The organism is Spirillospora sp. NPDC052242 (assembly GCF_040679555.1).
Classification (GTDB): Bacteria; Actinomycetota; Actinomycetes; order Streptosporangiales; family Streptosporangiaceae; genus Spirillospora.
Window position 1 is genome coordinate 38805 of the sequence record NZ_JBFAUZ010000068.1, and the last position, 6179, is coordinate 44983.

6 protein-coding genes are annotated in these 6179 nt (G+C 77.3%); 4 read left to right on the forward strand and 2 right to left on the reverse strand.

Annotated elements, in window-relative coordinates; translation table 11 throughout:
- The first annotated feature begins 18 nt into the window (after positions 1-18).
- Both AB0L25_RS37415 and AB0L25_RS37420 read left to right on the forward strand, forming a co-directional pair.
- Positions 19-681, forward strand: a complete 663-nt coding sequence (locus tag AB0L25_RS37415) for a dienelactone hydrolase family protein (RefSeq protein ID WP_500177921.1) — start codon at positions 19-21, stop codon at positions 679-681.
- Positions 678-2099 carry an RtcB family protein gene (locus tag AB0L25_RS37420; RefSeq protein ID WP_500177923.1) on the forward strand — a complete coding sequence of 474 codons (1422 nt, stop codon included), beginning with the start codon at positions 678-680 and terminating at the stop codon, positions 2097-2099. Before AB0L25_RS37415 ends, AB0L25_RS37420 begins: the two co-directional genes overlap by 4 nt.
- Before the next feature lie 25 nt (positions 2100-2124).
- Here the strand turns inward: AB0L25_RS37420 and AB0L25_RS37425 are convergent, their stop codons facing one another.
- Positions 2125-2565: an archease gene (locus AB0L25_RS37425; protein WP_500177925.1), complete on the reverse strand. Its 441-nt coding sequence runs from the start codon at positions 2563-2565 to the stop codon at positions 2125-2127.
- Positions 2566-2661: 96 nt separating this feature from the next.
- Here AB0L25_RS37425 and AB0L25_RS37430 point away from each other — a divergent pair, with 96 nt between their 5' ends.
- The gene (locus AB0L25_RS37430; RefSeq protein WP_500177927.1) at positions 2662-3168 is read left to right on the forward strand and encodes a nuclear transport factor 2 family protein; all 507 of its coding nucleotides are present in this window, start codon (positions 2662-2664) and stop codon (positions 3166-3168) included.
- Between the two features lie 17 nt (positions 3169-3185).
- On the opposite strand, the gene AB0L25_RS37435 is transcribed toward AB0L25_RS37430, so the two are convergent.
- The gene (locus AB0L25_RS37435) at positions 3186-5120 is read right to left on the reverse strand and encodes an AfsR/SARP family transcriptional regulator (RefSeq protein ID WP_500177928.1); all 1935 of its coding nucleotides are present in this window, start codon (positions 5118-5120) and stop codon (positions 3186-3188) included.
- 56 nt (positions 5121-5176) lie between these two features.
- On the opposite strand from AB0L25_RS37435, the gene AB0L25_RS37440 reads away from it, so the two are divergent.
- Positions 5177-6049 carry an alpha/beta fold hydrolase gene (locus AB0L25_RS37440; protein WP_500177930.1) on the forward strand — a complete coding sequence of 291 codons (873 nt, stop codon included), beginning with the start codon at positions 5177-5179 and terminating at the stop codon, positions 6047-6049.
- The last annotated feature ends 130 nt before the right edge of the window (positions 6050-6179 follow it).

The following is a 6179-nucleotide window of genomic DNA, read 5'->3' on the forward strand; positions in this document are numbered from 1 at the left end:
CGGGGGTAGCCCCGCGCTATGGAAACCGCGAACGTGACACTCGGACTCGAGGACGCCGCGCTGCCGGGCGATCTGGCCCTGCCGGACCGTCCGAGCGGCGTGGTGCTCTTCGCGCACGGCAGCGGCAGCTCCCGGCACAGCCCGCGCAACAGGGCCGTCGCCGCGGGCCTCAACCGGGCGGGCATCGGCACCCTGCTGATCGACCTCCTCACCGCCCGGGAGGGAGAGGCGGACGACGCCACCCGGGAGCTGCGCTTCGACATCGACCTGCTGACCCGCCGGCTCGTCGGCGCGGTCGACTGGCTCGCCGCCGAACCCCGCACCGCCGGGACCCCGATCGGGTTGTTCGGCGCGAGCACCGGCGCCGCCGCCGCGCTGGCCGCGGCCGCCGAGCGCCCCGAGCTGATCGGCGCGGTCGTCTCCCGCGGCGGCCGTCCCGACCTGGCCGGGACGGCGCTGGAACGGGTCGGCGCGCCCGTGCTGCTCATCGTCGGGGCCCGCGACCCGGAGGTGCTGCGGCTGAACGACCGGGCCACCGACCGGATGCACCGCGCGACGCACCGGCTGGAGATCGTCCCCGGCGCCTCGCACCTGTTCGAGGAGCCCGGCACCCTCGAGCAGGCCACGGACATGGCCGTCCGCTGGTTCGGCCACTACCTGAAGCATCCCGTCACGGCATGACCGCCGTGGACCTGGTGCAGGAGGCGCCGTACCGGTTCCGCATCGAGGCGACGGGCGGCATGCGGGTGCCCGGCGTCGTGTTCGCGTCCCGGGAGCTGGTGGACGCCGCCGACCGGGCGATCGGGCAGGTCGCGGACGTCGCCACGCTGCCGGGCGTCGTGGAGGCGTCCTACGCCATGCCGGACGTGCACTGGGGGTACGGGTTCGCCATCGGCGGCGTCGCCGCCACCGACCCGGCCGACGGCGGCGTCGTGTCGCCCGGCGGCGTCGGGTTCGACATCTCGTGCGGCGTCCGGCTGCTGGCCGCCGACCTCGACGCGGCCGCGCTCGCGCCCGCCCTGACGGACGTGATGGACGGCCTCGACCCGGTGATCCCGCGCGGGATGGGGCGCGGCGCGGTCTGGCACCTGCCCGGGCGGGCCGAGCTGACCGGCATCCTCACCGGCGGGTCCCGGTACGCGGTCGAGCACGGGCACGGCGACGAGCGCGACCTGCTGCGCTGCGAGGACGCCGGGGCGGTCGCCGACGCCGACCCCGGACGGGTGAGCGAGCGGGCCGTCGAGCGCGGCGCCCGGCAGGTCGGGAGCCTCGGGTCGGGCAACCACTTCCTGGAGGTGCAGCGGGTCGCCGAGGTGTACGACGCCGGCGTCGCCGCGGCGTTCGGGATCCGCCGCGACCAGATCTGCGTGATGATCCACTGCGGGTCGCGCGGCCTCGGCCACCAGATCTGCACCGACCACGTGCGGGAGATGGAGCGGGCGATGCCGGGCCACGGCATCGAGGTGCCGGACCGGCAGCTCGCCTGCGCGCCCGTCGAGTCGCCCGAGGGCCGCGCCTACCTGGGCGCGATGGCCGCCGCCGCGAACTACGGCCGGGCCAACCGGCAGCTGCTCGCCGAGGCGGCCCGCGCGGTGTTCCGCCGTGCCACGGGCGCCCGCCTCGACCTCGTCTACGACGTCTCGCACAACCTCGCGAAGCTCGAGGAGCACGTCGTCGACGGCCGCCGCCGCAGGCTGTGCGTGCACCGCAAGGGCGCCACCCGCGCGCTGCCGCCCGGCCACCCCGACCTGCCGGACGACCTGCGGAGCGCGGGCCAGCCCGTGCTGATCCCGGGCACGATGGGCACCTCGTCCTACGTGCTGACGGGCGTCGCGGGCACCCCCGCGTTCGCGTCCGCCTGCCACGGCGCGGGCCGCGCGCAGAGCCGCCACCAGGCCGCCCGCGGCGTCAGCGGGAAGGACCTGCGGACCGCGATGGAGCGGGACGGCATCGCCGTGCGGGCCTCGTCGTGGCGCGGGCTCGCCGAGGAGCACCCGGGCGCCTACAAGGACGTGTCGGCGGTCGTCGAGGCCGCCGAGGGCGCGGGCCTCTGCCGGAAGGTCGCCCGGCTCGTCCCCGTGGGCGTCGTGAAGGGGTAGCCGCCCCGGCTCGGACGCCCCCGGATCAGACGTCGACCGTGACGGCGCAGGACCATCCGCCGGTGTCCGGATCGGCGCCGAACCGCAGGCCGTGCAGCGACACCGCCTTGGGCACCGCCCCGACCGCCGTCGCCTCGACGACGTCCCCGACCGTCAGCCGCGCCGTGAGGCCGCCGCCGTCCGCCGGGACGAACCCGGCGTCGAGCACGATGTCGCCCTCGACCTCCAGCCGGAAGATCACCTCGTCGAGCACCGCGACCAGCAGGTCCTCGTCCGGCCCCGGCGGGACGGCCCACTCGACGGTGCGCAGCCGCCGCACGCCCGAGGTGTCGGCGAAGCCCTCGACCAGCCCGGTCACCGCCTCGGCGATGCAGGCCTCGCGGGACGGCGCCCACGCCTCGATCCGCAGGTCGGCGGTGTGCGGGACGCCTCGATGCCCCCGCCCGGACGGGCCGCCACAAGCCACCCGCGTCGCCTACCCGCGGACTGGCCGGCGAAACCCCGTCCCGCTGGGCGGGAACGCCGATCCCGCCCCGCGTTCCGGCCGCCTAGCGTCCGGGGGATGGAGACCACCGCCGCCCGGACGCTGGAGGAGCGCGTGGCCGCGCTCGAGGCCGTCGAGCAGATCAAGGCGCTCAAGTACCGGTACCTGCGGGCCTGCGACCGCAAGGACGCCGACGCCTTCCGGGACTGCTTCGTCGCCGAGGGCGCGACCATGGACTACGGCCCGACCGGCTCCTTCGAGGACCGCGACGCCCTCACCGCGGTCTTCCGGAACGTCGGGCTCGCCCGGGACGACGACGGCCGCTACGTCGTCCTGGACATGCACCACGCGATGCACCCGGTGATCGAGCTGCTCGGCGACGGCCGGGCGAAGGGCGCGTGGACCCTCCGCTTCCGGCAGGTGGACCGGGTCGCGGGCACCGAGGCCGTCAGCGCGATCGAGTACGACGACCGCTACGCGATCGAGGACGGCCGGTGGCTGATCCGCTCGTCGCACGTGACCGTCCTGTGGCGCATCGCCCGCCCGCTGCCCGACGGCGTCACGTTCCAGGGCCTGTTCGCCTGAGCACCCGGGGGCTGTGATCAGCGCCCGTCCAGGTACCGGGCGACCGGCCCCAGGGTGAGCACCCCGCTGCACGCGCCCGCCAGCTCGCCCGCCGCCGGGGCGAGCGCCGCGCGGGCCCGCGCCAGCGCCGCCCGGTCGTCCACCATGACCGCCGCCCGGGCCGCGAGGCACCACATCGCCTCCTGCATCAGGTCGGGCGGCGGCTCGGGCACCCGCCGCAGCGCGGCCGCCGCGTCCGCGTCCCGTCCCAGCGCCAGCAGGACGAGCGGGCGCGCCCACGGCTCGTACGGGCCCCAGTCGCCGACGTCGACCGGCGCGGGGAGGTCGTGCAGCACGCGCACGCTCAGCAGTGCGAGCGGCAGCAGGCCCGCCTCCATGCCCGGCATCCCGGCCCCCGGCAGCAGCGCGGCCGCGTCCCGGTAGGCCGCCTCGGCCTCCTCCGGCGGTGCCCCGCCCGCCGCGACCTTCAACGCCCCGTACCAGCGGGTGAACACCTCGACCAGCGGACGCTCGTGCCGTTCGGCCAGCCGGTCCGCGGCCTCGGCGTGCCCGTCGGCCCCCGCGAAGTCGGCCAGCGCGGCGCGCGCCTGCAGCCGGACCAGATGCCCGAGCACCTCATAGGTCACCAGCCCGTTCCGCGCGGCCAGCCCGACGAGCTCCGCCCCGATCCGGTCCCGCTCCGGCGCGAGGCCCGCCCGCCCGAACGTCTGCATGAACACCGCGTTGAGCGCGAAGCCCAGCAGGGCCGGATCGTCCAGCCGCCGCGCGATCGCCGCCGCCTCCCGCGCCGCCCGCGCGCCCCGCCCGCCGCGGTCGCCCCGTCGCTCGAGCCCGATCGTCGCCAGCAGCCGCGCCCGCGTCGCGTCCCGCCCGTCCGGCAGCGCGCCGAGGGTGCGCTCGGCGGCCGCGACGACCTGGGCGGCCTGCCCCGGATCGTCCACGCGCGTCCAGATCGCCGGGACGTCGTAGAGGCCGATCACCCGCGCGGTCAGTTCGGCATCGCCCAGCTCCTCCGCCGCGCGGACCGCGTCCACCCGGTGCCGCCGCGCCGCGAGCAGCCCGTCCCCGCCGGTCACCGCGAGGTCCCGCAGCAGCCCCACGGTGGACTCCAGCCGCGCCCGCGCGGTGACCGTCCGGTCGTAGGCGGCCGCCGCCTCCGCCCACACCCGCTCCGCGGCCCCCGCCGGATCCAGCCGGTCCGCCTGCCGGAGGATGTCCTCCTCCAGCCCCCGCAGGCCGGGCCCGGGGTCGATGCCGAGCTGCTCGACCAGCAGCCCCCGCGCCCGCCGCAGCACCGCGAGCGCGTCGCCCTGCCGTCCCGTCCGGTACAGCGCCAGCGCCAGCAGCCGCCAGGCGTCCTCCCGCCACGGATGCGCCGCCGCGTGCGCGTCGAGATCGGGGACCGCCTCCGCCGCGCGCCCCGCCTCGAGCAGCGCCTCCGCCCGCCGCTCCACGGCGTGCAGCCGCAGCTCCGTCAGCCGGCTCCGCTCCGCCCGTGCCCAGTCCTCGTCCGCGAAGTCGGCGTACGCGGGACCGCGCCACAGCCCGAGCGCCGCGTCCAGCACCCCGACCCGCTCCCCGGCGGGCGCCGACGACGCCTCGCCCACCATCCGCTCCAGCCGCCACGCGTCGACGTCCTCGGCCCGCAGCGCGTAGCCGGGCCCCTCCGTCACCAGCAGCCGCGCGGGCGCCCGCGGCGGCCGGTCCGGCTCCAGCGCCCGCCGCAGCGCCGCCACGAACGTCCGCACCGCGCCCACCGCGTCCGGCGGCGGATCGTCCCACAGGTCGTCGACCAGCACCCCGACCGGCACCACCCGCCGTCGCGCCACGATCAGCCGCGCCAGCACCGCCCGGTGCCGCGGCCCCCGCAGCCCGACCGCGTTCCCCGCGTCGTCCCAGGCCGCCACCGGCCCCAGCACCCCGAACCGCACCCTTCGGTTATAGCTGCTCATCGATCGCTCATCCGCGCCGCCCAACCTGGAGGCACACGGAACGAAGGAGACCGAACGTGAAGATCGAAGGCTTCGACTACCACCGGATCGCCGTCGCCGACGGCGTCCACCTCACCACCGCCGTCGCGGGCACCGGCACCCCGATCGTCCTCCTGCACGGCTTCCCGCAGACCCACCTGATGTGGCGGCATGTCGCAGCCGACCTCGCCGCCGACCACACCGTCATCGTCCCCGACCTGCGCGGCTACGGCGACAGCGAAAAGCCCGCCGAGACGTCCCCCGACACCTACTCCAAGCGCACCATGGCCGCCGACGTGGTGGCCGCCGCCCGCGCCCTCGGCCACGAGCGCTTCGCGCTCGCCGGCCACGACCGCGGCGCCCTCGTCGCGTTCCGCGCGGGCCTCGACCACCCCGGCGCCGTCACGCACCTCGCGACCCTGGACGTCCTGCCCACGCTCGACATGTGGGACGCGATGCACGGCGTCTCCGCCGCCGTCGGCTTCCACCTCTACCTGATGGCCCAGCCGCCCGGCCTCCCCGAACGGCTGATCGCCGGCGACCCCGACGCGTTCTTCGGCCACTTCCTCGACCTGTGGGCCGGCTCCCCGGACGCGATCCCCGCCGACGTCCGCGCCGCCTACCTGGCCGCCTGCCGCGCCGCGATCCCCTCGATCGTCGCCGACTACCGCGCGTCCGCGAACATCGACATCGCCCACGACCAGGCCGACCGCGACGCGGGCAACCGCCTCGCGATGCCCGTCACCGTCCTCCAGCAGGACTGGGGCACCGCACTCGGCTACGACGCCGAGGCCCTCTGGCGCCCCTGGGCGTCCGACCTCGTCCACGCGACCGTCCCGTGGGGCCACTTCATGGCCGAAGAGGCCCCCGCCGAGGTCGCCAAGACCCTCCGCGACCTCCTCACCCGCTGACCCGGCGCCCTCAGGCCGGGGCACGGAACGGCCGGGGGCCGGGGGGGGGCCCCCCCCCCCCCCCCCGGCCCCGCCCCCCGCCGGGCGGGGGCGGGCGGCGGCGCGGGGGGCCCCGCCCGCGCGGGGGGCG

Bases quoted from the DNA above. Each gene is read 5' to 3' on its own strand.
- AB0L25_RS37415 (WP_500177921.1), top strand. From the start codon at position 19: ATGGAAACCGCGAACGTGACACTCGGACTCGAGGACGCCGCGCTGCCG.
- AB0L25_RS37420 (WP_500177923.1), top strand. From the start codon at position 678: ATGACCGCCGTGGACCTGGTGCAGGAGGCGCCGTACCGGTTCCGCATC.
- AB0L25_RS37430 (WP_500177927.1), top strand. From the start codon at position 2,662: ATGGAGACCACCGCCGCCCGGACGCTGGAGGAGCGCGTGGCCGCGCTC.
- AB0L25_RS37435 (WP_500177928.1), bottom strand. From the start codon at position 5,120: ATGAGCAGCTATAACCGAAGGGTGCGGTTCGGGGTGCTGGGGCCGGTG.